17 protein-coding genes, 1 other RNA gene and 1 other annotated feature are annotated in these 25,192 nt (G+C 44.9%); of the genes, 13 read left to right on the forward strand and 5 right to left on the reverse strand.

What is annotated here, in order from left to right; all coding sequences use genetic code 11:
• The first annotated feature begins 5 nt into the window (after positions 1–5).
• On the forward strand, positions 6–371 hold the full coding sequence (locus CC90_RS0104775; RefSeq protein WP_031389675.1) for a hypothetical protein: 366 nt from the start codon (positions 6–8) through the stop codon (positions 369–371).
• Positions 372–470: 99 nt separating this feature from the next.
• On the opposite strand, the gene CC90_RS0104780 is transcribed toward CC90_RS0104775, so the two are convergent.
• On the reverse strand, positions 471–1,847 hold the full coding sequence (locus CC90_RS0104780) for a citrate/2-methylcitrate synthase (protein WP_031389676.1): 1,377 nt from the start codon (positions 1,845–1,847) through the stop codon (positions 471–473).
• Positions 1,848–2,093: 246 nt separating this feature from the next.
• On the opposite strand from CC90_RS0104780, the gene deoC reads away from it, so the two are divergent.
• The 12 genes from deoC to CC90_RS0104840 all read left to right on the forward strand — a co-directional run bounded on the left by deoC (position 2,094) and on the right by CC90_RS0104840 (position 19,197).
• Positions 2,094–2,759, forward strand: a complete 666-nt coding sequence (gene deoC / locus CC90_RS0104785; RefSeq protein WP_031389677.1) for a deoxyribose-phosphate aldolase — start codon at positions 2,094–2,096, stop codon at positions 2,757–2,759.
• The gene (locus CC90_RS0104790; RefSeq protein ID WP_035315162.1) at positions 2,759–4,552 is read left to right on the forward strand and encodes an aminopeptidase P family protein; all 1,794 of its coding nucleotides are present in this window, start codon (positions 2,759–2,761) and stop codon (positions 4,550–4,552) included. Before deoC ends, CC90_RS0104790 begins: the two co-directional genes overlap by 1 nt.
• A gap of 101 nt (positions 4,553–4,653) precedes the next feature.
• Positions 4,654–4,845, forward strand: a non-coding RNA gene (gene ssrS, locus CC90_RS23590) — 6S RNA.
• Between the two features lie 123 nt (positions 4,846–4,968).
• Positions 4,969–7,284, forward strand: coding sequence for a SpoIID/LytB domain-containing protein (locus CC90_RS0104795; protein ID WP_031389679.1), 2,316 nt, complete (start codon positions 4,969–4,971; stop codon positions 7,282–7,284).
• A gap of 22 nt (positions 7,285–7,306) precedes the next feature.
• Positions 7,307–8,152 (forward strand): YihY/virulence factor BrkB family protein, encoded by an 846-nt coding sequence (locus CC90_RS0104800; protein WP_031389680.1) that lies wholly within the window; start codon positions 7,307–7,309, stop codon positions 8,150–8,152.
• 263 nt (positions 8,153–8,415) lie between these two features.
• Positions 8,416–8,670 (forward strand) — a binding site (T-box leader).
• A gap of 81 nt (positions 8,671–8,751) precedes the next feature.
• Positions 8,752–9,771: a phenylalanine--tRNA ligase subunit alpha gene (gene pheS / locus CC90_RS0104805; RefSeq protein ID WP_031389681.1), complete on the forward strand. Its 1,020-nt coding sequence runs from the start codon at positions 8,752–8,754 to the stop codon at positions 9,769–9,771.
• A gap of 63 nt (positions 9,772–9,834) precedes the next feature.
• Positions 9,835–12,255, forward strand: coding sequence for a phenylalanine--tRNA ligase subunit beta (pheT, locus tag CC90_RS0104810; RefSeq protein WP_031389682.1), 2,421 nt, complete (start codon positions 9,835–9,837; stop codon positions 12,253–12,255).
• A 47-nt stretch (positions 12,256–12,302) separates the two neighbouring features.
• Positions 12,303–13,727 (forward strand): aminopeptidase, encoded by a 1,425-nt coding sequence (locus CC90_RS0104815; RefSeq protein ID WP_031389683.1) that lies wholly within the window; start codon positions 12,303–12,305, stop codon positions 13,725–13,727.
• A gap of 40 nt (positions 13,728–13,767) precedes the next feature.
• Positions 13,768–14,835 (forward strand): tRNA preQ1(34) S-adenosylmethionine ribosyltransferase-isomerase QueA, encoded by a 1,068-nt coding sequence (queA, locus tag CC90_RS0104820; protein ID WP_035315167.1) that lies wholly within the window; start codon positions 13,768–13,770, stop codon positions 14,833–14,835.
• Between the two features lie 241 nt (positions 14,836–15,076).
• Positions 15,077–15,424 carry a PilZ domain-containing protein gene (locus tag CC90_RS0104825; protein WP_031389685.1) on the forward strand — a complete coding sequence of 116 codons (348 nt, stop codon included), beginning with the start codon at positions 15,077–15,079 and terminating at the stop codon, positions 15,422–15,424.
• Between the two features lie 742 nt (positions 15,425–16,166).
• On the forward strand, positions 16,167–17,837 hold the full coding sequence (locus CC90_RS0104830) for a collagen-like protein (protein ID WP_081905871.1): 1,671 nt from the start codon (positions 16,167–16,169) through the stop codon (positions 17,835–17,837).
• A gap of 850 nt (positions 17,838–18,687) precedes the next feature.
• A complete protein-coding gene (locus CC90_RS0104840; protein ID WP_031389687.1) occupies positions 18,688–19,197 on the forward strand; it encodes a CarD family transcriptional regulator in 510 nt (169 codons plus the stop codon).
• A 162-nt stretch (positions 19,198–19,359) separates the two neighbouring features.
• Here CC90_RS0104840 and CC90_RS0104845 read toward each other — a convergent pair whose 3' ends face one another.
• From CC90_RS0104845 to aroF, 4 genes are all read right to left on the reverse strand, one after another.
• A complete protein-coding gene (locus CC90_RS0104845) occupies positions 19,360–21,465 on the reverse strand; it encodes a methyl-accepting chemotaxis protein (protein WP_031389688.1) in 2,106 nt (701 codons plus the stop codon).
• 280 nt (positions 21,466–21,745) lie between these two features.
• The gene (aroA, locus tag CC90_RS0104850; RefSeq protein ID WP_031389689.1) at positions 21,746–23,020 is read right to left on the reverse strand and encodes a 3-phosphoshikimate 1-carboxyvinyltransferase; all 1,275 of its coding nucleotides are present in this window, start codon (positions 23,018–23,020) and stop codon (positions 21,746–21,748) included.
• A 14-nt stretch (positions 23,021–23,034) separates the two neighbouring features.
• Complete coding sequence (locus CC90_RS0104855; protein ID WP_031389690.1) at positions 23,035–24,135, reverse strand: prephenate dehydrogenase; 1,101 nt, start codon at positions 24,133–24,135, stop codon at positions 23,035–23,037.
• Positions 24,132–25,160 (reverse strand): 3-deoxy-7-phosphoheptulonate synthase, encoded by a 1,029-nt coding sequence (gene aroF / locus CC90_RS0104860; protein WP_031389691.1) that lies wholly within the window; start codon positions 25,158–25,160, stop codon positions 24,132–24,134. The genes CC90_RS0104855 and aroF overlap by 4 nt, the downstream gene beginning before the upstream one ends.
• Between the last annotated feature and the right edge of the window lie 32 nt (positions 25,161–25,192).

The raw sequence follows: 25,192 nt of genomic DNA on the forward strand, positions 1-25,192 counted from the left end.
ATACTATGGATACATCGAATATGTTTGACCTATTAATTATTATCAGCGGGATATACCTGATTTATTCTGCCATTACCATGAAGACGACAGGAAACATATCGGGCGGAGCACTGGTCAGCAAAGACGTGGATGTAAATAAGATCCGCGATAAAGAAGGCTTTATTAATTATATGTTTCCCAAAGCGCTGTTCATGGGAATCCTTACATGTGCAATCGGCCTGATGGGCATTATAACTACCAGGTACGGTGGTCCCGGCTATATATCTCTGATAGCTTTTGGCGGCTTCATTATCGTGTTGATTTTATTTGCGGTAGCTTCCAACAGGGCGAAGAAGATGTTCATAGACGGAGTCGATACGAAAAAGAAATAAAAAGAGGATAATATCAACAGGCAGCATGCCTTGTATGAATCCTTATGTTAAACAAAAAACCAGCAGACTAAAAATCTGTTGGTTTTATATTTGCAATGTTTATGATGATTTCTTCCTGTCTGAAACATCCGTATAGCTGCGGTCTTCGCCGATAGCCTTGTAAGCAGGGCGGATAATCTTCCCGTTATTGGCAAGCTCCTCCATGCGGTGGGCACACCAGCCCGAAATGCGTGCGATAGCAAATATCGGTGTATATAACTCCAAAGGAAGTCCCAGCATGTGATAAACGAAGCCGGAATAGAAATCTACATTGATGCTGACACCCTTGTAAATCTGTCTTTCCTTCGTGATGACTTCCGGTGCCAGTTTCTCCACGAGGGAGTAAAGGGCGAATTCCTTCTGCAGCCCTTTTTCTTCGGAAAGTTTTTCCACGAAAGATTTGAAGATGACGGCGCGGGGGTCCGATTTGGAATAAACAGCGTGGCCTACACCGTAAATTAAGCCGGCATGGTCGAAGGCATCCTTGTGAAGCAGCCTGGCAAGATAAGCAGCCACTTGCTCCTCATCCTCCCAGTCGGAGATTTCTTTTTTCATATCCTCAAACATCTGTACAACTTTTATATTGGCTCCGCCGTGGCGGGGACCTTTTAAGGAACCGATAGCTGCCGCAATAACGGAATAAGTATCTGTCAGCGAGGAAGTAACCACATGGGTGGTAAAGGTAGAATTGTTTCCTCCGCCGTGTTCCATATGTAATACGAGGGCGATGTCCAGTATCCGCGCTTCTAACGGAGTGTAGGAGCTATCCGGCCTCAAAATATGCAGTATATTTTCAGCGGTAGATAATTCCGGCCTGGATGAATGGATATACAGACTTTTGCCGTCATGATAGTGACTGTATGCCTGATAGCCGTAAATGGACAGCAGAGGGAACAGGCTGATAAGCTGCAGGCTCTGTCTGAGCACATTTGGAAGTGTAGTGTCGTCGGCTCTGTCGTCATAGGAATATAGCGTTAGAACGCTTCTCGCTAAGGTGTTCATCATATCCTTGCTGGGTGCCTTCATGATAATATCGCGGACGAAGCTTGTAGGCAGGCTTCTGTAATAGGAAAGCAGATTGGTAAAATCTTCCAGTTCCTTTTTTGCAGGCAATTTATCGAACAATAAAAGATAAGTTGTCTCTTCAAAACCGAAGCGGTTGTCTTTGGTAAATCCGGCCACGAGGTCTTTCACATTATAGCCGCGGTAAAACAGGTCTCCGTGAATCGGAACCTGGACACCGTCTACCATTTTGTTGGCACGCACGTCGGAAATCCGTGTGAGTCCGGCAAGTACCCCTTTTCCGTTTAAGTCGCGAAGTCCTCTTTTTACGTCGTATTTCGTAAAAAGTTCGGTCTCGATAATATCGGCTTTTTCGCTTAGCTTTGCCAACTGTACGATTTCCGGTGTAACTTCGGAATAAACATTGTGATCCATAAGATAGTCCTCCTTTCGCTGATACTCATTGCCCCCGCAAAGAGGGGCTGGAATTATAAACTGTCAACAGGTCAATAATATCATAAAAATACTTATAAAAATAGATAAAATGAAATGTTTTGTTAAAAATTTTATAAAATTCTATCTATTAACAGTATATTGAGAAACTGAAAAACAGATGCATCTTTCTTTTTTTTTCATTTCATATTAGAATAGAATTTATAAAAGAAAATGGAGGAAAACTTTATGACGAACGAAGAAATTCTGCGACATATAGATCATACGCAGCTAAAGGCATTTGCAACATGGAAGGATATCGAGACCTTATGTGAGGAGGCGCTGGAATACAAGACTGCGTCCGTATGCGTTCCCCCTTCTTACGTAAAACGCATTCGCGACGCATATGGAGAAAAAATCAATATCTGCACGGTCATCGGCTTTCCTTTAGGTTATAGCGTAACAGCGGCAAAAGTGACAGAAGCCAGTGAGGCAATAAAGGACGGTGCACGCGAAATCGATATGGTGGTAAATATCAGCGATGTGAAAAACGGTCTGTTCGATAAGGTGGAGGAGGAAATCCGCACGATAAAGATGGCTTGTGGCGGGCACATTCTTAAAGTAATCATCGAGACCTGCTATTTGACAGAGGAGGAGAAAATTGCACTTTGCAAGGCAGTGACGGCAGCAGGTGCAGATTACATCAAGACTTCAACCGGTTTCGGAACGGGTGGCGCGACGCTTGCAGATGTGAGATTGTTCAAGGACCATATCGGAGCAGATGTAAAAATTAAGGCTGCGGGCGGAGTGAAGACGAGAGAGGATTTGGAAACATTCCTGGAGGAGGGCTGTGAGCGCATCGGAACATCCTCTGCAGTAGGGATATTGAATGACGGAAAGGCAGAGAGCTATTGATGATTCAGGACAGACTTACAAGACTGCGGGACCGTATGAGTGAGAAGGGAATCGATTTTTATATGATTCCTACCTCGGATTTTCATGGTTCCGAGTACGTGGATGATTATTTTAAGGTGAGAGAATACTTTTCCGGCTTTACGGGCTCTAACGGCACTCTTGTAGTAGGGCACAATATGGCGGGGCTATGGACGGACGGAAGATATTTCATTCAGGCTGAAAACGAGCTTGAAGGAAGCGGAATCGAGCTGTTTCGAATGATGGAAGAGGGCGTACCCGATATTCCTGATTTCCTGGGGGAAAATATGAAGAGCGGACAGACTCTGGGCTTCGACGGGCGGACGGTGAGCTGCAAAGAAGGAAAAGAGCTGGAGCAGAAACTTAAAAGTATGGATATCCGTATCTTTTATGAGGAGGATATGGCGGGAGATTTGTGGAAGGAGAGGCCCCTTCTTCCTAATCACCAGGTCATAGTCCTTCCGGAAGAAATAAGCGGGCAGAGCATGGAGGAGAAGCTTCTTGCAGTCAGGGAAAAGATGAAAGCATCGGGAGCATTATATTTTACGCTGAGCAAGCTGGACGATTTGATGTGGCTGATGAATATAAGAGGAAACGATGTGGCCTGCAACCCGGTGGCGCTCTCCTATAGCTTTCTTACGCCTGAGGAGTTGTATCTTTTCATACAGCCTCAGGAGGTGACGAAGGAGTTCACAGAATATGCCTTAAAAAACCATATTATCATTAAAGATTATAAAAATATTGCAGAATTCCTTAACGGTTATGATTATAAAGGGAAGGTGCTTCTGGATAAAGGGAATATCAATTATGCTTTATATAAGATTTTGTCGGACAAAGCGGAATGTGTCTTCGAAAGCAATCCTACGGAAGCTTTAAAGGCAGTAAAAAACAAGACCGAGCTTTCCCGGATGGAAGAGGTATATCTTAAAGATAGTGCTGCCGTTATAAAATTTATTTGCTGGCTTAAGAAAAACGTGGGAAAAGAGAAGATTACGGAGCTTACGGCCGCGGAGCATTTAGACGGACTGCGAAGAGAAATCCAAGGTTTTCTGGATTTGTCTTTTCCGACTATCAGCGCTTATAAAGAAAACGCCGCTATGATGCATTACGAGGCACTTCCTGAGAGCGCGAAGGAAATAAAGGCGGAAGGAATGCTGCTGGTGGATTCCGGAGGGCAGTATATGGGCGGAACCACGGACGTGACGAGAACCATCGCTTTAGGGGAGATCAATCCGGAGATAAAAAAGCACTTTACTAAGGTTGCCGTAGGCATGTTACAGCTTACGCAGGCCCGATTTCTCTACGGCTGTACGGGAAGAAATCTGGACATATTGGCGAGACAGCCGTTATGGGACATCGGAATCGATTATAAATGCGGAACGGGACATGGAATTGGCTATATTCTCAATGTACATGAAGGCCCTCAGAGCATTCGCTGGCGTTTTGCCAAAGGAGCTGCAGAAGCAATTATCGAGGAAGGAATGGTTATTTCCAACGAGCCGGGCGTTTATATCGAAGGCAGCCATGGAATACGCACGGAAAATGTCATTGTGGCTAAGAAGGGCGAAAAGAATGCGGACGGTCAGTTCATGTTTTTTGATACGCTCACCTTCGTGCCTATCGATAAAGAGGCCATTGATACGACCTGCATGCAGCCAATAGATGTGGAAAGACTGAACCGGTATCATGAGCAGGTTTACCTCCGGACAGAAGGCCTTTTGACGGCACAGGAGAGGGAATGGCTAAAGGAAGCTACAAGTCCCTTGAGAATATAGATAAAGCGTTTTTTTCTTAAAATTCCTTATTTTTCCATAAGTCTAGAAAGGGAATTAGGAAATTAACAGTTGTATTTTATATGTAGGTTGGATATAATAATAGTATCCTGAAATGTTCGATAACTCTTGTTATTTTGAACCTACAGATACTTTAAACGGGATTCCTACATCGCCTTATCGCTGTCAAGCCCCCACTCGAAAGAGGATTGGAGGGGAAGGCAAAAGTAAGGTTGCGGTCACCCACCTAGCTTTGCTAGGAGTCAAAGTACAAGAACCGGCATTTTGGGGATTTATGTAGTATGCTACGAAGGAAAAAAGCAGCCGTATTGGCTGCTTTTTTCCAATAAAAAATTATGATTTACGAGACGGCGTATTCCGGCGTCACCGTGTAAAAATAGAAGACCGGGAGATTTTTAATGAATAAAAATGTAAGAATGTTTTTGAAAGTATTGTTTTGCGTTATCGGCTTGTTTATCATCATCTACATATTGGCTGTAAGCGTCCGCATGGGGAGGATAAAACAGCCGGAAGGAGAATACATAAGACTTCAGGACGCTCTGCTCCTTAGCGAGGCGCTGGAAGTGGGGGACGGGGCAGAAGCGGCCTTTTCAGCACTTAAGGGTGAGCTTTCTGCGGATTCGGAAGCGGTTTTAAGCTACGAACAATTTTTAATCCTGTTTTCCGCAATCGTGCCGCAGGACGCTGCATCTGCGTATGAGAAGGAATATGAAGAGAAGTATAGGGAAGGCTTCTTTTTTTTGAAGGACGACTGGTATCGCCTCTACGACAGCCTGCTTACCTATTATGATATGAGAGAGAGAATTGTTTTTGATAGTGTGACCATACTGGGGACGGGGCAGGAGGTACGGGACGAGAAAGGAAATTCGCTTGCAGAAAAGGAAATGCTTACGGAGAAAGGGAAGTTTTCTTATGCCTCAGATTCGTTTACCGAGTATAAATATCAGGCAATCAAGGCCTATAAGAAGGATGAAGTATTCCTTACGGTCTATCAGGTAGTGAGCCGTGGATATAGTTTACATAATGTATGGATTGTAGAAGCGCAGGACAGCATCTTAAGCGTTTTCGTGCAAGGATACGAAATAGAACTCCCATACGGGAAGGCTGAGCAAGCGCAGAGGGAGCAGATTGCCGATATGGAATTTGCGGACGGAAGCTTGCAGTCAGTGAAAATTAAGAATGAAAAGATAAATGGAAAGTTATTAAGCTTCGGAGATGGCAGCATTGAAATTGAAGGCTATGGAAAATATCCTTATGAGGAAGGGCTGAAGGTTTATAAGCTGTACGGAATGTTGAGTGAGTGCGGGCAGGAGGATCTGCGGATTGGTTATAACTTTACGGATTTCGTTTTGGAGGACGGAGTGATTTGCGCCGGACTCATCACCAGGGATGAAGCTATGGAAAATATCCGTGTGCTCATAAAAAATACGAACTTTGGCAGTGTTTATCATGAAAAGCTGGAGCTTACGGCAGATACGGATTTCGTGGTAAGCTACGGCAATTATGACGATTTGAAGAGAGAAGAGCATAAGGCGGGAGAAAAAATTGTCATCGGCGGGGACAGCGAATACTTTACAGGAGAAAGGGTTTATATAGAGCCTACGGCACTGACCGGAAGAATCCAGCTATTGTCCGTGGATCGTGCGCAGGGAACTCCTGCCTATCGAGGCAAGCTGGAGATATCTCATACGCAGGATGGCTTGGTAGTTGTGAATGAAGTCCTGCTAGAGGAGTATTTGTATTCCGTGGTTCCAAGCGAGATGCCGGCTTCCTATCCGTTAGAGGCGCTGAAGGCGCAGGCGATATGCGCCAGAACTTATGCCTACAGGCACATGTCCCATTCGGGAGTCGCCCAGTTCGGAGCGCATGTGGATGACAGCGCCGGATATCAAGTTTATAATAACATTGCGGAAAATGCTCAGACTACCAAGGCGGTAAAGGAGACGACAGGAGAACTATTGTTTTACGGCGAAGAGCTGTGCGGTTCTTATTATTATTCCACCTCCTGCGGTTTCGGTTCGGACAGCAATATATGGAAATCGGACTCCGGGGAGGATACTTCCTATCTCGTGGCCAAGCGGATAGGAGAAGACGGGGACGAATATAGCGGAGAAGAAATGACAAAGGAGGAAGTATTCGATTCTTTCATCGGTCAATCTTTCGATTCCGATTATGAAAGAGAGGAAGCTTGGTACCGGTGGAGCTATAAGGTGGAACATGCGGACTCTGAGAAAATTCTTGCTTCAATTCAAAAGCGCTATGAAGCAAATGAAAAACTCGTCCTGACCAAGGAAAAGGATGGAAGCTTTACGAGCGAGCCCGTAAAGAAGCTGGGAGAAATAAAAAATATCTATATTGAAAAAAGAAACAGCGGCGGCGCGGCGGATGAGCTCATCGTAGAGGGGACAAAAAAAACTTATAAAATTATATCGGAACACAATATAAGATATGTATTGAGCGATGGCGAGAGCATGGTGGTCAGGCAGGACGGAAGTGAAGTAGCGTCACCCTCTCTGCTTCCCAGTGCCTACATGACAATTATGACTAGTAAAGAAGAGGGTGTTGTGGTAGGATATACCTTAGCCGGAGGCGGATACGGGCACGGCGTAGGAATGTCACAGAACGGCGCGAAAGCTATGGCGGCCAAAGGCTTTGATGCGCAGGGCATTCTGTCGTTTTTCTATCAGACCTGCGAAATAAAAAATGCATATTAACAGGTGAAAGTGAGGAGGAGAAGTGTTTAAAAGAATCCTTTATATCTTCAATGATTTCAATAGACAGACGAACAGAAAAAATATCAGCGCTTTTGCGGCAAGTACGGCATTTTTTCTTTTTTTATCGTTAATCCCCATGTTGATTTTACTTTGCTCTATCATTCCGTATACGACCATTACGGAGGCGAATCTCATGACCTTTATGACAGATATGACACCGGATATGGTAGATTCTCTCGTGGTATCGATCATAGAAGATGTGTATGCCAAATCGGCGGGAGTCATTTCCATCGCGGCAATTGCCACACTCTGGTCGGCAGCTAAGGGAATGCTGGCCCTTATTCGGGGCTTGAATGAGATTAACGATGTAGATGAGGACAGAAATTATGTAGTGCTTCGGGCAATCGCCGCTTTCTATACGATACTTATGCTCTTAGTCCTGATTTTGTCTTTGGTAGTAATGGTATTTGGCAACTCTTTGGTAAACGGCGTAATCAGAAATGTGCCGGAGACAAAAAAGATATTCGACTTTTTGATGCATTTCCGATTGCTGTTTTCTTTTGCTATTATGATCTTAGGATTTACCATGATTTATGCCTATATACCGAATAAGAAATTGAAATTCACACTGCAGATACCCGGGGCCGTTTTCTCTGCAGTCGTTTGGAACTCGTTTTCGTGGGTTTTTTCCATCTATGTGGGAGGGGTGAATGATTTCAGTACCTATGGCAATCTGGCGACCATTGTCGTTATCATGCTTTGGTTGTATATGTGCATATATATCATTATGATAGGTGCCTATATCAACAGATATTTTGGGCCTGCTTATAAATTTCTATTCAGTCCGCGGTCTCATAGCAGCAATTGATGCATAGAAATAAGGCAAGGCAGCGTTACTGTTCACTCCGTTCTCAGTAACGCATGATTTCTGCATTTAAATTCGCTCTGCGAAGCAGAAGTCATCTCTTGAATCACGTTCTTACGTAGCTTACCAGCAAGTGTTAAGCTACTGTATGAAAAGTAACAAGGCAGCATTTAGCACATATGTGTGAAAAAGAAGAGGCTTGACATTTTTAAAAAGATTCTCTACAATGGGAATCAGTTAGTATGTTATAAGATAAATATATAACAAGAAATGCTATGAAGGCGTTAGTAGAGTTACATTTTCTGTCAGAGAGAGGAAGTCACCGGCTGAAAGCTTCCCCCAGTTCAAATGTCGCTTGAGATTCCCGCCGGAGCATCCTGCATGAAAACATATCGCTTAGCTGTTTTATATTTTTGAAAAGCGTAAATTAGTGTAGGACGTAGGTCACACGTTACGTGAGAAGAGAGTCTGTTATCTAACAGGAATTCGGGTGGTACCGCGGAATAAATTTCGTCCCTGACATTATGAGAGTAGTGTCAGGGATTTTTTGATGTAATAGGAAAGTAATTCGATTCCCTGACAGCTAAAAGAAAGGAAAAGCAATGAAAGAAAGATTAGATCAGATCAAAGCAGAAGCCATCAGACAGATAGAAGCCAGCGATGCGCTTGAAAAATTGAATGAGATTCGTGTAAACTACTTGGGGAAAAAAGGAGAACTCACGGCAGTCTTGAAAAGTATGAAGGATGTCGCACCGGAAGACAGGCCCAAGGTGGGACAGTTCGTCAACGAGACGAGAGAAGAGATAGAAAAAGTATTGGAAGAATGCAGAGTGAAAATGGAACGTGCCCTGCGGGAATCCAAAATGAAAGCAGAGGTCATCGACGTGACTCTTCCTGCCGGGAAGAATACTATGGGGCATCGTCATCCCAATACGATAGCGTTGGAGGAAGTGGAAAGAATCTTCGTAGGCATGGGATATGAGGTTGTGGAAGGACCGGAAATTGAAAAGGATTACTATAATTTCGAGGCGCTGAACATCCCTGAAGGACATCCGGCGAAGGATGAGCAGGATACCTTCTATATCACCGGAGATATTCTCCTAAGATCACAGACTTCCCCTACTCAGGTACATGAGATGGAAAAAGGACATCTGCCTATTCGTATGCTGGCTCCGGGAAGAGTGTTCCGCTCCGATGAAGTGGATGCTACCCATTCTCCGTCCTTTCACCAGATTGAAGGCTTGGTCATCGATAAGAATATTACGTTCGCTGATTTGAAGGGAACTCTTGCAGTGTTTGCAAAGGAGTTGTTCGGAGAGAGCACCGAAGTAAAATTCAGACCTCATCATTTCCAATTTACGGAACCCAGCGCGGAAATGGATGTTTCCTGCTATAAATGCGGCGGCAGAGGCTGCCGGTTCTGCAAAGGCTCCGGCTGGATTGAAATATTGGGCTGCGGGATGGTACATCCTCATGTGCTGCAGATGAGCGGTATCGACCCCGAGAAATATACCGGCTTTGCTTTCGGCATAGGCTTGGAGCGTATTGCACTTTTGAAATATGAAATTGATGACATGCGTCTGCTTTATGAGAACGATATTCGTTTCCTGAAACAATTTTAACGATTGCTTTTTAAAAAATAGAAAAAAGGCGGCATACGTGTGTAGAATGAAGGAGAATAGAAGATGAACACAGCATTATCATGGATCAAAGCATATGTACCGGAACTGGAATGTACCGATCAGGAATATTGCGATGCGATGACACTGTCGGGAACGAAGGTGGAAGGCTATGAAAGATTGGATAAGAATCTGGAGAAAATAGTAGTAGGTCAAATTGAAAAGATAGAGAGGCATCCTGATGCGGATAAACTGATCGTATGTCAGGTAAACGTAGGGAGAGAAGTGATACAGATCGTTACGGGCGCTCCTAATGTCAAAGAAGGAGATAAAGTACCGGTTGTATTAGACGGAGGAAAAGTGGCGGGAGGGCATGACGGCGGTCCGCTTCCTGAAAACGGGATTGAAATCAAGGCAGGCAAGCTTCGCGGCGTTCCCTCTTACGGTATGATGTGTTCTATCGAAGAGCTGGGAACTACGAGGGAAATGTATCCGGAGGCACCCGAACACGGTATTTATATTTTCGGAAACGATGTGGAGGTAGGTTCCGATGCAGTGGAGGCTTTGGGCCTAAGGGACACTGTATTTGAATACGAGATTACTTCCAATCGCGTGGACTGCTATAGTGTACTGGGCATCGCGCGCGAGGCGGCGGCAACTTTTAGAAAGCCTTTTGTCTTTCCGGCAGTCGAAGTGAAGGAAAATGGCGAAAGTGTGGAGAGCTATATTTCTGTGGATGTAAAGGACCCGGATCTGTGCTCCAGATATATTGCGAGAGTATGTACCAATATTAAAATAGGACCTTCTCCTAAATGGATGCAGAGACGTCTGGCGGCCAGCGGTATCCGTCCGATCAACAATTTGGTTGACATAACTAACTACGTAATGGAGGAATATGGACAGCCGATGCACGCCTTCGATTTGGATACGATAGCGGGTCATAAAATCATAGTTCGCCGTGCGAAGGACGGAGATGAGTTCCAGACCTTGGACGGCCAGATGAGAAGGCTGGACAAAGAAATGCTTATGATATGCGACGCCGAAAAGGAAATCGGCATTGCAGGAATCATGGGCGGCGAGAATTCTAAGATTACGGATGAGGTAAAGACCGTTTTGTTCGAGGCAGCAACCTTCAACGGCACGAATATCCGTAAATCAGCTAAGAGAATCGGGCTTCGCACCGATGCTTCCGGCAAGTTCGAAAAGGGTTTGGACCCTCATAATGCGGAGGCAGCAATCAATAGAGCCTGCCAATTAATACAAGAGCTGGGCTGCGGAGAAGTAGTAAGCGGAATGATAGACGTTTGCGTTCCGATGAAAGAAGACGTTCAGATACACTTCGATCCGGAGAAGATCAATAAACTTTTAGGAACTGATATTTCAAAAGAAGAAATGCTTCGCATCTTCGAGATGCTGGAGCTTAAATATGAGAAAGAAACGAATATGCTGGTAGTGCCGTCCTTCCGTCAGGATATTGAGTGTGCAGCGGATGTGGCGGAGGAAGTAGCTAGATTCTACGGATACGATAAGATACCGGTATCGCTTCCAAGCGGCGAAGCGACGACGGGAAAACTTCCTTTCAAACTGCGAATCGAGCAGAAAGCGAGAGATATTGCACAGTTTTGTGGATTCTCTCAGGGAATGTGCTATTCCTTCGAAAGCCCGAAGGTATTCGATAAATTGCTGCTTCCTCTGAACAGCGATTTGAGGAAAGCGATTACTATAGCGAATCCATTGGGAGAAGATTTCTCCATTATGAGGACGATTTCCCTTAATGGAATGCTAACGAGCCTTTCTACGAATTACAATAGAAGAAATAAAGATGTAAGGTTGTATGAGCTTGGAAATATTTATATTCCCAAGGCGCTGCCGCTTACGGAGCTGCCTGATGAGAGAATGCAGTTTACGTTTGGTATGTACGGTGAGGGAGATTTCTTCACGATGAAGGGTGTCATAGAGGAGTTCTTTGACAGTATCGGTCTGAGAAAGAAGCCTTCTTACGACCCGGAGGCGGGAAAGCCCTTCCTTCATCCGGGACGTCAAGCGGGAATTGTATATGAGGGCACATTGGTAGGCTATCTGGGTGAGGTACATCCTGAGGTATGTGATAACTACGATATAGGAACGAAGGTGTATATCGCTGTTCTGGATATGCCGCAGATAGAGCCTTTTGCTACCTTTGACAGAAAATATGAGGGTATTGCGAAGTATCCTGCGGTATCCCGCGATATTAGTATGGTGGTACCGAAGAATATTCTCGTGGGCCAGATAGAAACAATGATCGAACAGCGCGGAGGAAATCTTCTGGAGGCTTATAATCTGTTCGATATTTATGAAGGAGCGCAGATCGAAGAGGGCTATAAGTCAGTAGCTTATTCTATTACGTTCAGGGCGAAGGATAGAACGCTGGAGGAGAATGATGTTGCTTCAGCTATGAAGAAGATATTGAACGGACTGGAGAGCATGGGAATAGAGCTGCGCCAGTAGAAGCGAAAAAAAGAAAGGAGAGGCCGTATATGCGGCCGGGATCAGTTATGGAGAATAAGAATATTTGGGGGATATATAGTGCAGAGCAGCTTACGGAGCTAGAGGAGCATGCAAAGGAATATATGGACTTTTTGGATAATGGGAAGACGGAGAGAGAGTGCATCGATACTATTGTCAACAGGATTGAGAAGGACGGGTATCAGGAGCTGCAATCTCTGATTAAGAAGAACAATGTGCTGAAGGAAGGCGATAAGGTTTATTCCGTTTGGATGAATAAGTCTATCGTTATGTTTCAAATAGGAAAAAAACCGATGGCCGAGGGAATGAATATCCTTGGGGCACATTTGGACTCTCCAAGGCTCGATATTAAGCAGAATCCAGTATATGAGGACGGAGGATTCGCTTACCTGGATACGCATTATTATGGCGGGGTGAAGAAGTATCAGTGGGTGACGATTCCGCTTTCCATTCACGGTGTGGTAATTAAGAAGGATGGAACGACGGTTGAGATCAATGTGGGAGAAAATGAGGATGATCCGGTATTTTTTGTGTCGGACCTGCTCATTCATCTTGCGGCGGAACAGCTTGAAAAGAAGGCATCCAAGGTTATTGAAGGAGAGGCTTTGGATATTATTGTGGGTAATAAACCTCTTGTAATAGAGAAAAAAGGGGAAAAAGGGGAAAAGAATAAAGGGAAGGACGGTAAGGATGCAGTGAAGAAAGGTATCCTTGCTATTTTGAAAGAAAACTATGATATAGAGGAAGAGGATTTTATCTCTGCGGAGCTGGAGGTCGTTCCTGCCGGAAAGGCGAGGGAAGCAGGCTTTGATAGAAGCATGATTCTGGCCTATGGGCAGGATGACAGGATTTGCGCATTCTCTTCTTTGAAGGCTATGCTTGAGGTAAAGGAGACAGAAAGGACTGCCTGCTGTATTTTAGTGGATAAGGAAGAGATAGGCAGCGTGGGAGCAACGGGCATGCAGTCTAAGTTCTTCGAAAATGCGGTTGCGGAAGTGATGAATCTGGCAGGAGATTACAGTGAGCTTAAGGTGAGAAGATGTCTGGCTTCTTCCTGCATGTTGTCCTCTGATGTGAGCAGTGCCTTTGACCCGGCTTTTGCTTCCTGTTTCGATAAGAAGAATGTGGCGTATCTGGGAAATGGAATGGTATTCAATAAGTTTACCGGTTCTCGGGGAAAGTCCGGCTCCAACGATGCGAATGCGGAATATATGGGACACATCAGAGCGATTTTCGACAAGGAAAAGATACATTTCCAGACGGCAGAGCTGGGGAAAGTGGATGTTGGCGGCGGCGGAACTATCGCTTATATCCTCGCTTTGTACGGCATGAATGTTATTGACAGCGGGGTGGCTGTAATGAATATGCACGCGCCCTGGGAGGCTACCAGCAAGGCGGATGTATATGAAGCGAAACGGGGATATGTAGCATTTTTGAATAATGCGTCCTTGTAAACGAGACAAGTGGATATAAAAGAAAGATATGTGAAGCGTTATGGAAGAATTTAAAAAGTCTGATTTTTATTTTGAGTTGCCTGAAGAGCTTATTGCACAGGATCCGCTCGAGGATCGTTCCGGTTCCAGACTTCTCATGCTGAATAAGGATACGGGAGAGATGATGCACCGGATTTTCCGGGATATTATTGATTATTTGGAGCCGGGAGATTGCCTTGTGCTAAACGATACAAAGGTAATTCCGGCCAGGCTGCTGGGAACGAAGGCGGATACCGGAGCGGCAACCGAAGTACTGCTTTTAAAGAGGCGGGAAAACGATATATGGGAAGCGTTAGTCAAGCCCGGCAAGAAGGCGAGGCCAGGAAGCGTTATTAGCTTTGGTGATGGTATTTTGACGGGAGAAGTCTTAGACGTGGTGGATGAGGGCAACCGGTTGATTCGGTTTCGTTACGAAGGTATCTTCGAAGAAGTGTTAGACCGGCTGGGAGAGATGCCCCTGCCTCCCTATATCACTCATAAGCTTCAGGACAAGAATCGTTATCAGACCGTATATGCCAAATATGAAGGCTCGGCGGCTGCACCTACGGCAGGTCTTCATTTTACAAAGGAGCTGCTTGGTAAAATAGAAGAGAAGGGTGTGAAAATCGCCTATGTAACCTTACATGTAGGCTTGGGAACGTTTCGCCCGGTAAAGGCGGATAATATATTGGAGCACCATATGCACTCGGAATATTATCAGGTAACGAAGGAAGCAGCAGATACGATAAACGATACGAAGCGGGGCGGGAAACGGGTTATTTGTATCGGAACTACCAGTTGCCGTACGGTGGAAAGCGCTGCGGATGAAAACGGTGTACTGCATGAGGGCTGCGGCAATACAGAGATATTTATTTATCCGGGATACCGCTTTAAAATATTGGACGGCCTGATCACCAACTTCCATTTGCCGGAGTCTACATTGGTCATGCTCGTATCGGCGCTTGCCGGAAAAGAGCATGTACTGGCGGCATATGAGGAAGCAATAAGGGAAAAGTACCGTTTTTTCAGCTTTGGAGATGCAATGTTCATCACAGATGTTACTGTTCACTCCGTTCTCAGTAACGTATAATTTCTGCATTTAAATTCGCTTCGCGAAGCAGAAATCATCTCTTGTATCACGTTCTTACGTAGCTTAACAGCAAGTGTTAAGCTACTGTGTGAACTGTAACTCACAGATTCCTTTACAAAATAAATATAATGTTATATAATTCAGCTATGTATTCAGATATAGTTTAGGCGTAATATAACTATATTGTTTTCTTACGAAAGGGGAAATGTGCCAGAGATACAGGTGCAGAAAGACAGAAGACATGGGTGTTGAAAAACTGAGAAAATGCAGACGTATGGATTTGAATTCGAAGCTCGTTGTGAAGAGGATAGACGACGGCGAGAATGAGATGGTCACTATTAATATTTTCGATATTTCCAAGTCAGGAATGGGGTTTCATTGTACGAAAGAGTTGGAAATGGACTCTGTCTATGAATCGCATATCATGATTTGGACGAGGGAAGTGATACATGTTCTTCTTAGAATTGTCCGGGTGGAGAAGAAGGAAGAAAGATACGAGTACGGTGCAATATTTATGGGACTTTCCGAGGTCGACGCATTTAGAATCGAAGTATGGGATGCGATGGAACAGGCATCAGGCGAGTGCTGAAAAATGAAACAAAGCAAATAATTGAATAATATGAATAATAAGTTAACCTTAAGTCAAGAAAAATAAAGGGGCTGTTGCAAAATAACTGAGTTTTAGTTATAGAGCGGCAGCCTCATTCTATGTCAATTGGAAGCGGACAGAAAATCCTTGTTTCTGGATTTTTTTGGATTCCTGTTTCGTTTAGTTTGTGCGGACAGTCTTTACAATTCTCATATTCGTATACCGTCACATCGGTTCCTTATCATAAGCCATGTTTTTCCGTTTACTGATACGAAGTGATTGTTATGCCTGTCATACAATAACTGAGATCAAGAAATCTTCGGAATAACTCATAGTATCGCTTAGGGCCGGACGTATGCTTTCCATGCTCATGCACAAAGAAACCCCTTGCTTCTGGCAGTATCTATTTAAAAATCAAAGATGTTTTATGAATAAGCATAGGTCAGGATTTTGAACATGACCTTTGGGTCCGCTGTTGGATTTCTGTCTTTGGCAGAGTAAAGGTAATAGGTAACATTACAGATAATCCGGAACTAATTGATTGGTAATTTAAAACTTATCGTTCGGGCTAACTCCCCATTGCCAGGAGTGGTTTGGGTTTTTTATCATATTCTAAAAATGGTCAGTTAGCACTTGTATAAAAAAGTGGACATTTTGATTGACGTTTATTCCGGTTTAAGCCTTCCTGAATATAATAAATTAGGCACCAAATTGTGCCAAAACATTTAAAGGAGGAAGTTTTATGAATTACGAAGAATTTCAAGGAATAAACAAATACCATTGTGGCAACACCCCTGAAAGTTTATCAAATAGATGCTCCAACCGAGATAAAGTAAATTGTGGACCATGTACCCCCTCTATTCCAAGACCGTGTCAATGCCGTTGTTGTGTAGGACCAATCGGCCCCGAGGGGCCTACAGGCCCTACTGGAGCAACCGGAGCTACAGGCCCTCAGGGTTCCATTGGCCCTACTGGAGCCACAGGTCTGCAGGGCCCGACTGGAGCAACTGGAGCTATAGGCCCTCAGGGTTCCATCGGCCCTACTGGATCCACCGGTCTGCAGGGCCCGACTGGAGCAACTGGAGCCACAGGAACTACAGGCCCTCAAGGTTCCACAGGCCCGACTGGAGCCACAGGTCCTCAAGGTTCCACAGGCCCGACTGGAGCCACAGGTCTGCAGGGCCTGACTGGAGCAACCGGAGCTACAGGCCCTCAGGGTTCCATTGGCCCTACTGGAGCCACAGGTCTGCAGGGCCCGACTGGAGCAACTGGAGCCACAGGAACTACAGGCCCTCAAGGTTCCACAGGCCCTACTGGAGCCACAGGTCTGCAGGGTCTGACTGGAGCAACCGGAGCTATAGGCCCTCAGGGTTCCATCGGCCCGACTGGAGCCACAGGTCTGCAGGGCCCGACTGGAGCAACTGGAGCCACAGGAACTACAGGCCCTCAAGGTTCCACAGGCCCTACTGGAGCCACAGGTCTGCAGGGCCCGACTGGAGCAACTGGAGCCACAGGAACTACAGGCCCTCAAGGTTCCACAGGCCCTACTGGAGCCACAGGTCCGCAGGGTTCCACTGGCGCAACTGGAGCTACCGGTCTGCAGGGAGCAACTGGAGCAACCGGAGTTACAGGCCCTCAGGGTTCCACAGGCCCTACTGGAGTCACCGGGGCTACAGGCCCTCAAGGTTCCACAGGCCCGACTGGAGCCACAGGTCTGCAGGGAGCAACTGGAGCAACCGGAGCTACAGGCCCTCAAGGTTCCACAGGCCCTACTGGAGCCACTGGTCTGCAGGGAGCAACCGGAGCTACAGGCCCTCAGGGTTCCACAGGCCCTACTGGAGCCACCGGTCTGCAGGGTCCTACTGGAGCCACAGGCCTGCAGGGCCCGACTGGAGCAACTGGAGCAACCGGAGCTACTGGAGCCACAGGTCCGCAGGGTTCCACTGGCGCAACTGGAGCTACCGGCGATATAGGCCCGACAGGCCCGACCGGTACCGCTGGATTATCCGAATATGCCTATATTTTTAATCTGGATGCCCAAGTAGTTGCTTTAGAAGCAGATATATTATTTAGTACCAATGGGATTATCGTAGGTACTATTGCACATGCGCCTGGAACATCTACCATTCAACTTGGCAGTGCTGGTGACTACGCAGTTTGGTTTTACGCGGCAGGCGTTGAGCCGAATCAATTTACTGTGTTCCAAAATGGAGCTCCCGTTGTCGGGGCAGTATATGGCTCAGGGGCCGGTACTCAAGCGAATCCGGGTATGGTCATTATTACTGCCGCCGCGTTTGATGTTTTAACGATACGGAATCACACTAGCGCTGCTGCGGTTACGCTACAAACTTTAGCAGGAGGAACGCAAATAAATGCTAATGCTTCAGTATTAATTCAAAAAATAAGTTCTTAGGAATATATGATCTTTCAGATAGTGCATCACCAAAGCAGTTGAGTTAAGCTATTGTAAGATGGTTTTGGTTAAATTATATCTGAGATTAGAAGTTAGCCGGGTACCGGTTGGTGCTGCGGGATAGCCGTGAAATAGATGCGGACGATTGGAGAGGCCGGTAAAAGTAAAATGCAGCAAAAGGAGAAAACACCTATAGAGCAACATAAACAAAAAATGGAAAAGCTAAGGAAACTGTAAAAGATTTAATAATCATGGATATCGTAGATTTGGTAAAGCGTTATGGTCACTAATTTAAAGCTTGCAAATAATTGTCAAGCTTTAATTGATTAAAAATTTTTTAAAAGGGAGTAACATTTAATAAACAGTACACAAATGATGAAATGGAATGACTCTTTGAGTGTTCGTCATCACTTCATCAAGCAGGTTTGCCATTTGAACACGGGCTTTTACTTTTGTAGAAATACAAGGATTGTACTGTCTGAAAAAAACCATATTATTTTTAAATAATATATTACTTTTGTAAAATATCAAAAATATAAAGATAAAAAAGAATAATATTTTAATTTAATATATAATTAGTTAAAGTACTTACAAAAAGTCATAAAATTTGTTATAATACTAAATATAGAATAAACAATAATTGATTACTGGGTAAACGGAAGGGATATAGTTCACTCTAATTGACTGAGTGTAATGATTCCTTTTTTATTTATATTAATATTGATGTATGGTGTTATGATACTGAAAAAGCAATTAAGGGAGATAGAAGAAATGAATCGAATGAGATTACAGCATGGAAATTATTTAAATTAGTTTAATAACAATCAGATAAGAATATAGGAGTGACTAAATGTTTAAAATTGGTGATTATGTAGTAGTCAACGCAAATTATGGATTATGTAAAATCGAAGATATTGCATGTTTAGATATTTCTATGGCTATCAAGGGTGAGCTTTATTACCTTATGATTCCATTGGAAGAAATAGATGCAAAATTATATATTCCTGTGAATGGAACTAAACATAAAATTCGCAAAGTGATTAACGAAGAGGAAGCGTGGGAAATAATCGGTGAAGTTCCTGAAATAGAAGAAATGCTGATTGATAGTAGTAGATTGTGCGAAAAGAAATATAAAGAAGCCATCCAAAGTTGTGAACCTAGAATATTAATCAGTATTATTAAAAGCATGTATTATAGGAGGAGAAAAAGGGATGCACAAGGAAAGAAAAATACTGTTATAGATGAACGTTACTTTAAGATTGCAGAGAATAAGCTATATGAAGAGCTGGCCTTTGCTTTAGGAAAAAATAAAAATGAAATGCAGAAATTAATTATGAATAGGATTAAAAAAAACAAATAATTTTATTAATAACATACTTTTTAGCATTGATAAATTTTAAGATATAATATTTATTAATAAGAAAAAGGGGCATGTTGCAAAATTACTCAATTGTTTTGCAACAGCCCCTTTTTAAATTAGTAAATTTCTAACTGGAAACATTTCTGATTTTTAATATACCTGTTAATCGAGGGTAAAATTATTTACCATTTCTTTCAGCTTGTCCGATTGTGCCAGCGTTGTTTCCACCATATGATAAGTGTCTGCCGTAAGAGCTGCTGTCTGCGCGTTATTGGTAGCGACTACGCTGACGCCCTGGGTGGTTTCGTTGATAGCGATATTGATCTGATGAATGGAATCGGCTATCTTTATCATCATATTATTCAAATCATCGATGGACAAATCGATATCTGACATCGTTCGGTTAATAAATCCGGCATCCTGTGAATACTGTTCACTGACGGTAACGAAGCTTTGATAGTCCGCAAGTACCGTCCGGTTCAGGAAATCCAAGGTTGCCGTCAAGCTGGAAGTCATCTTGTCGATTGCAGTATTGACTTCGGCCACTATAGCTGTGATGTTGGTAACTGTCTTGGAGGACTGGTCCGCGAGTTTCCCGATTTCACTGGCTACAACAGAGAAGCCTCTGCCTGCTTCGCCTGCCCTTGCTGCTTCAATGGAAGCATTTAAAGAGAGGAGACTGGTCTGACTGGAAATTTCCATGATTGTTTTAGTCATTTCGTTGATTTTTGAAACGGATTTGGAACTGTCGATGGCGGACTGTGTATCCGCTTTTACCGTTTCATACATTGCCTTTGTTTTTTCGGTGGCTGCGAGAGTACTTTCGCGAAGGGCGATAGCACGTTTCATGATCTCATCCGAAAAACCTACTCCCTGCGTCGCCTTTTCATTGATGGAAGCGGTATTCCCGCCCATTGCCTGAATCTGCCTGCTGATGGATTCCGTATTCTCCGCAGTGGATTCCATGCTGGAAGAAAGCTGTTCCGCTGCGCTGGAGGTAGTGCTGGCGTTATCGTTCATCGTATTTGCTATATCTAACAGCCTCGATGAATTCGTATTGATTATGTCTGAAGTGGAAGAAATATCGTGCATCATGCTGCTGAAAGCCTGGCGCATCTTAGATACGGCGCGTCCCATAGAGCCCGTCTCATCCTTCTTTTTCAAAAGATAATGATAGGAGTCGTCCTGAGAAATATCGAGGTCTGCCGTCTTGCGGACGATCTTGGTGATGACCTTGATGGGAGTCGTAATCGTAGTGGCAAATATGTATCCCAGCACCGACATGATGATAACGATGATAATGCTGATATTTACCGAGCTTTGACGCATCTCATCGATAGGAGCGAGCACAGAGTCCTGATGAACGGCAATACAAAGAATCCAGTGATTGAGATTGGAAATGTTGTAAGCGATATACTGCCCCGTAGAGTTGTCGGTTACTACCTTGGCCTCGGGAATCGTTCCTTTTCCTATGTCGGCTACAAGCTGGCTGATCAAAGGCGTATCCGCACGCTTGCCGATAAGCTCCTTGTCAGGATGGTAAATATAAGTCCCGTTGGTATCCAGCAGATAAGCGTAGCTTGTATCGGAATTGAACACTCTGATATCGGATAGGGTATCCGAGAGAAGAGATGCTTTCACAGTGGTAAACATCACTCCGGATTGAGTATCCTCGTCGATATGGCTGGCTTGGGGCACTCCGATGGAAATAAGAGGTTCTCCCGTAGCGTCATCTAAGAAGACGTTGCTTTGCGCAGGTTTACGATTTTCCATTATGTAATTGATAAATACCTCGCCTGAATAATCGGTGCCTTCCTTATCAGTATCGGTGCTCCCCAAGAGAGACAAGGTCTCCGCATCTACGAAATTGATGCTTTCATGAGTTGGATTCTGGGTCATGTACTTGTTCAAAGCGGCATGGACTTCTTTGTAATACCTTTTGCCGTGATTGGTGTTGTACACATAGAAATTTTCCGAACCGTTCAGGTAAGTGAGCGTAGAATTATATTTTTCGATGGACTGCTCGATATAATTATTCTGTGCTTCTACGATTTCCAGCAAGGTAGCTTCCGTGTAGCTCGTTAAAGTATCCTTTGAAAGGTTACTGAGATAATTGTAGTTAACCGAAACGGATAAAAGGATAAAAATAACGAGAACAAAAGTTATTTTTGTTCTGATGGAGAGAAAAAAATCTTGTTTTCTTTTTTTGCCTTCCGGCGGTTTTGGTTGGACATTCCTTTCTTTTTTTGCTTTCGTATTAAGTTTCATTTTTGTAGTACCCCCTGTTCTTAAAGCATGATCAAGTTGTTCTACACCTATTATTATGATAATTGTAGCATTCTTTGTCGGAAAATACAATTAGCCTAAGCAAAATGAGCAAGTTGTACATGAAAACTAAAAAATAGTGGTAAAGTTGAACAAAAGTGTGCTTCGTGCACTCTCGCGGCCCAATATTTTGACAGCACAGCTTTTGTTCCGCGCTCAGCTGCGCATCTATCTTTCTTTAATAGAAGGTTTTCCTATTAAAGAACAAAGCCATGGCGATTCTTTATCCATATAGATTCCGTAAATCTGAGTAAAAGGACGGGTAACTGATGGATACTATGTCGCTGTTTAGGATCTCAGTTTCTCCTTCGGCAACGAGCGAAGCAATGGCAAAACTCATTGCAATGCGGTGATCTGCATGAGGGTCAATGATACTGCCCGTCAAGGGACGGCCTCCCTCGATGATCATACCGTCCTCGGTGCCTGTTATGCAGCAGCCCATGGAAGAGAGATATTCTACCATGACATCAATACGATTGGACTCTTTTACCTTGAGCTCGGCGGCGTCCTTTATCACGGTGGTACCTTGAGCGGCAGCAGCCATGACGGCGATAACGGGAAGCTCGTCGATTAATGTGGGAATAATATCCCCCTCAATGGTGATGCCATGCAGCCTGCTGTAGGTAACGTGAAGGTCAGCAGTGGGCTCGCCTACGTGGTTGACATTCAGAAGCTCGATATTTCCGCCCATAGCTTTCGCCACCTTCAGGATACCGTCACGGGTTGGATTAATGCCCACATTTTTAATGAGAATATCGGAGCCGGGAACGACAAGGCCGGCAGCGATGAAATAAGCGGCGGAGGAAATGTCGCCGGGAACGTTGATTTTTGCACCCTTTAAAGAAGGGCGGGGTTCGATGAAGGCGGTAGTGCCCTTCGTCCATACCTTTGCACCGAAGGTGCCCAGCATGATTTCCGAATGATTCCGGCTGATCACAGGTTCCGTCACTTCGGTGACTGTATCGGCGTAAAGTCCGGCCAGAAGGATCGCGGATTTTACCTGCGCAGAGGCCACTTTAGAACGGTAGTGGATACCGTGCAGCTTTTTGCCTGTAATCCGAAGGGGGGCGCAGTCGTTGCCGTTTAAGCTCACGATATCCGCTCCCATCATGGTCAAGGGTTCCATGATTCGTCTCATCGGACGGCTTTTTATGGAATCGTCTCCGGTCAGCACGCTTTCGAATGGCTGTGCGGCGAGAATGCCGGAGATAAGGCGGGTAGTAGTGCCGCTGTTACCTGCATCCAGGATAGAAGAGGGGGCAGACAGCCCATCCAGCCCCTTTCCGTGTATTGTAATTTTCTCAGGTCCGTTTTTAATTTCGATGCCGAGGCGGCGGAAGCAGTCAATGGTGGAAAGGCAATCCGCCCCTTGCAGGAAGTTGGTGACTTCCGTGGTACCCAGAGCGAGAGAACCGAACATAACCGCTCTATGGGAAATGGACTTATCGCCGGGTACAGAAAGCTCTCCTTTTAGTTCCTTTGTCTTATGAAATTTCATGGATGGAATCCTCCTTACTTTTTTTCATAGATAACATAACCGCGGCTTTTTAATATTTCGCGGGCGGTTTGAATGGCAGCTTCTTCGTAGAATTCAATACGAAGGGCTCCCTCTTCCAGCTCTCTGTTATGCACGATGCCAATATTCTTGATGCTGATATTATTGAGAGCGAGCATGGTGGCGATGGAAGCCAAAGCGCCTGCTTCATCGGCGATATCTATGGTGAGGGAATAGGATTTCTTAATGGGACCGCTGGAAGTCTCAATGAAGGAATCACGGTATATACGGGCCTCGTCGAAGAAGCGGTAAAGAAACTGTGCATCCTTTTTGTAAAGCTGTTCTTTGATCCGTATGAGGGCCTCTACATAATCTTCCAGTAAAGATGCGATATTTCCCGTGTTGGTCAGGCAGATTTGCTGCCACATATCGGGAGAGGACGAAGCGATTCTTGTGATGTCCTTGAAGCCCCCTGCAGCTATCATTTTCATGATTCCATCTTTTGAGTCAGAATCTTTGACAAGATTTACCAACGAGGAAGCGATGATATGAGGAAGGTGGCTGACAGCCGCCGTTACGTAATCGTGCTGTTCGTCGTTTAGAACGAGGGGAATGGCCCCCATCGCAGTGACGAGCTGCCTGAAATCCTCTACTCTTTTCTCAGAAACGCAAGGGGGGGGAGTAAGGATATAGTAAGCGTTCTCCAAGAGGATGGCTTTGGAATTGATATAGCCAAAGCGCTCACTTCCAGCCATGGGATGCCCGCCGATAAACTGGCCGGAAAGTCCGGCTTCCTCGATATGGCGATGAATATCTCCCTTTACGCTGCCCACATCTGTAAGAGTGCAGGAGGGTGTAAGGAATTGTTTTAAGACTTTTAGGTTCTCATCGTTTTTGGAAACCGGCGCACATAAAAAGATATAGTCACAGGCTGAAAAAGAGGCATCGATAGAGGATGAGATGCGGTCCGCGATTCCTTCCTCCATTGCAAGAGCCAGAGTACTGCCGTTTATATCATATGCGATTATAGAGATCTCAGGGCATGCTGCTTTCAGCGCTTTGGCGATGGAACCGCCGATAAGCCCCAGACCGATAAAACCCAAGGTCAGTTGTTTCATAGAATTATCCCCGTAAATTCCCGTCCCACTAAATCACAGAGCGGTTTGAGCTCCTTTGTCAGCTTGTCGAACTTTTCGAAGGTCAGGGACTGCGGACCGTCCGAAAGCGCGCAGGCAGGGTTGTCATGTACCTCTATCATCAGCCCGTCCGCGCCGCAGGCAACCGCCGCTTTTGCCATGGGCGGCACATATTTGTAAGCGCCCGTGGAATGGGAGGGATCTGCGATAACCGGAAGGTGAGTTCTTTCTTTTAAAACGGGGACAGCGCTTAAGTCCAAGGTGTTCCTCGTGGCAGTTTCAAAGGTGCGGATACCTCTTTCGCATAGTACCACGTTTGGATTACCCTCGGCGATAATATATTCGGCAGCGTTCAACCATTCATCGATGGTAGCGCACAGTCCTCTTTTAAGTAAGACGGGAAGACCGGAACGCCCTGCCTCCTTAAGCAGGATAAAATTCTGCATATTTCTTGCGCCAATCTGAATCATATCTACGTATTTAACGGCAGCTTCTATCGCTTCGTTGCTCACCACTTCGCAGATAGTGGAGAGGCCGGTTTCTTTCTTAGCCGTCTGCATATAACGAAGACCCTCTTCCTCCAGCCCTTGGAAGGAATAGGGAGAGGTTCTTGGTTTGTAGGCGCCTCCGCGCAGAATCGTAGCGCCGGACTTTTTCACCGCCCGGGCGATACACATAAGCTGTTCCTCTGTTTCCACGGCGCAGGGACCTGCCATAATGGTCATGTTGTCCGGGCCGATCAGAGTATTTCCAACCTTTACGACGGAGGGATCGGGATGGAACTTCCTGTTAGCCAGCTTGTAGCTTTCCGTAACCGGCACGATGCGGTCCACATCTTTGAAGCTGATTAGGTTTTCCGTAGGAAGTTTCGTCTTATCGCCGACAATACCGATGATGGTAACCTCCTCTCCTTTTGAGAGATGAGTTTGCAAGCCATTATTTTCGATATAAGAAACGACCGACTCGATACTTTTTAGCGCGGCATTCGGTTTCATTACAATAATCATATTTTTTTCCTCTTTCTTTTTTATTTTTATAT

Origin of the sequence: Kineothrix alysoides, assembly GCF_000732725.1 — a bacterium.
Classification (GTDB): domain Bacteria; phylum Bacillota; class Clostridia; order Lachnospirales; family Lachnospiraceae; genus Kineothrix; species Kineothrix alysoides.

Coding starts and splice junctions, on each gene's coding strand:
- CC90_RS0104775 (WP_031389675.1), top strand. CDS start 6: ATGGATACATCGAATATGTTTGACCTATTAATTATTATCAGCGGGATA.
- CC90_RS0104780 (WP_031389676.1), bottom strand. CDS start 1,847: ATGGATCACAATGTTTATTCCGAAGTTACACCGGAAATCGTACAGTTG.
- deoC (WP_031389677.1), top strand. CDS start 2,094: ATGACGAACGAAGAAATTCTGCGACATATAGATCATACGCAGCTAAAG.
- CC90_RS0104790 (WP_035315162.1), top strand. CDS start 2,759: ATGATTCAGGACAGACTTACAAGACTGCGGGACCGTATGAGTGAGAAG.
- CC90_RS0104795 (WP_031389679.1), top strand. CDS start 4,969: ATGAATAAAAATGTAAGAATGTTTTTGAAAGTATTGTTTTGCGTTATC.
- pheS (WP_031389681.1), top strand. CDS start 8,752: ATGAAAGAAAGATTAGATCAGATCAAAGCAGAAGCCATCAGACAGATA.
- pheT (WP_031389682.1), top strand. CDS start 9,835: ATGAACACAGCATTATCATGGATCAAAGCATATGTACCGGAACTGGAA.
- CC90_RS0104815 (WP_031389683.1), top strand. CDS start 12,303: ATGGAGAATAAGAATATTTGGGGGATATATAGTGCAGAGCAGCTTACG.
- queA (WP_035315167.1), top strand. CDS start 13,768: ATGGAAGAATTTAAAAAGTCTGATTTTTATTTTGAGTTGCCTGAAGAG.
- CC90_RS0104825 (WP_031389685.1), top strand. CDS start 15,077: ATGGGTGTTGAAAAACTGAGAAAATGCAGACGTATGGATTTGAATTCG.
- CC90_RS0104830 (WP_081905871.1), top strand. CDS start 16,167: ATGAATTACGAAGAATTTCAAGGAATAAACAAATACCATTGTGGCAAC.
- CC90_RS0104840 (WP_031389687.1), top strand. CDS start 18,688: ATGTTTAAAATTGGTGATTATGTAGTAGTCAACGCAAATTATGGATTA.
- CC90_RS0104845 (WP_031389688.1), bottom strand. CDS start 21,465: ATGAAACTTAATACGAAAGCAAAAAAAGAAAGGAATGTCCAACCAAAA.
- aroA (WP_031389689.1), bottom strand. CDS start 23,020: ATGAAATTTCATAAGACAAAGGAACTAAAAGGAGAGCTTTCTGTACCC.
- CC90_RS0104855 (WP_031389690.1), bottom strand. CDS start 24,135: ATGAAACAACTGACCTTGGGTTTTATCGGTCTGGGGCTTATCGGCGGT.
- aroF (WP_031389691.1), bottom strand. CDS start 25,160: ATGATTATTGTAATGAAACCGAATGCCGCGCTAAAAAGTATCGAGTCG.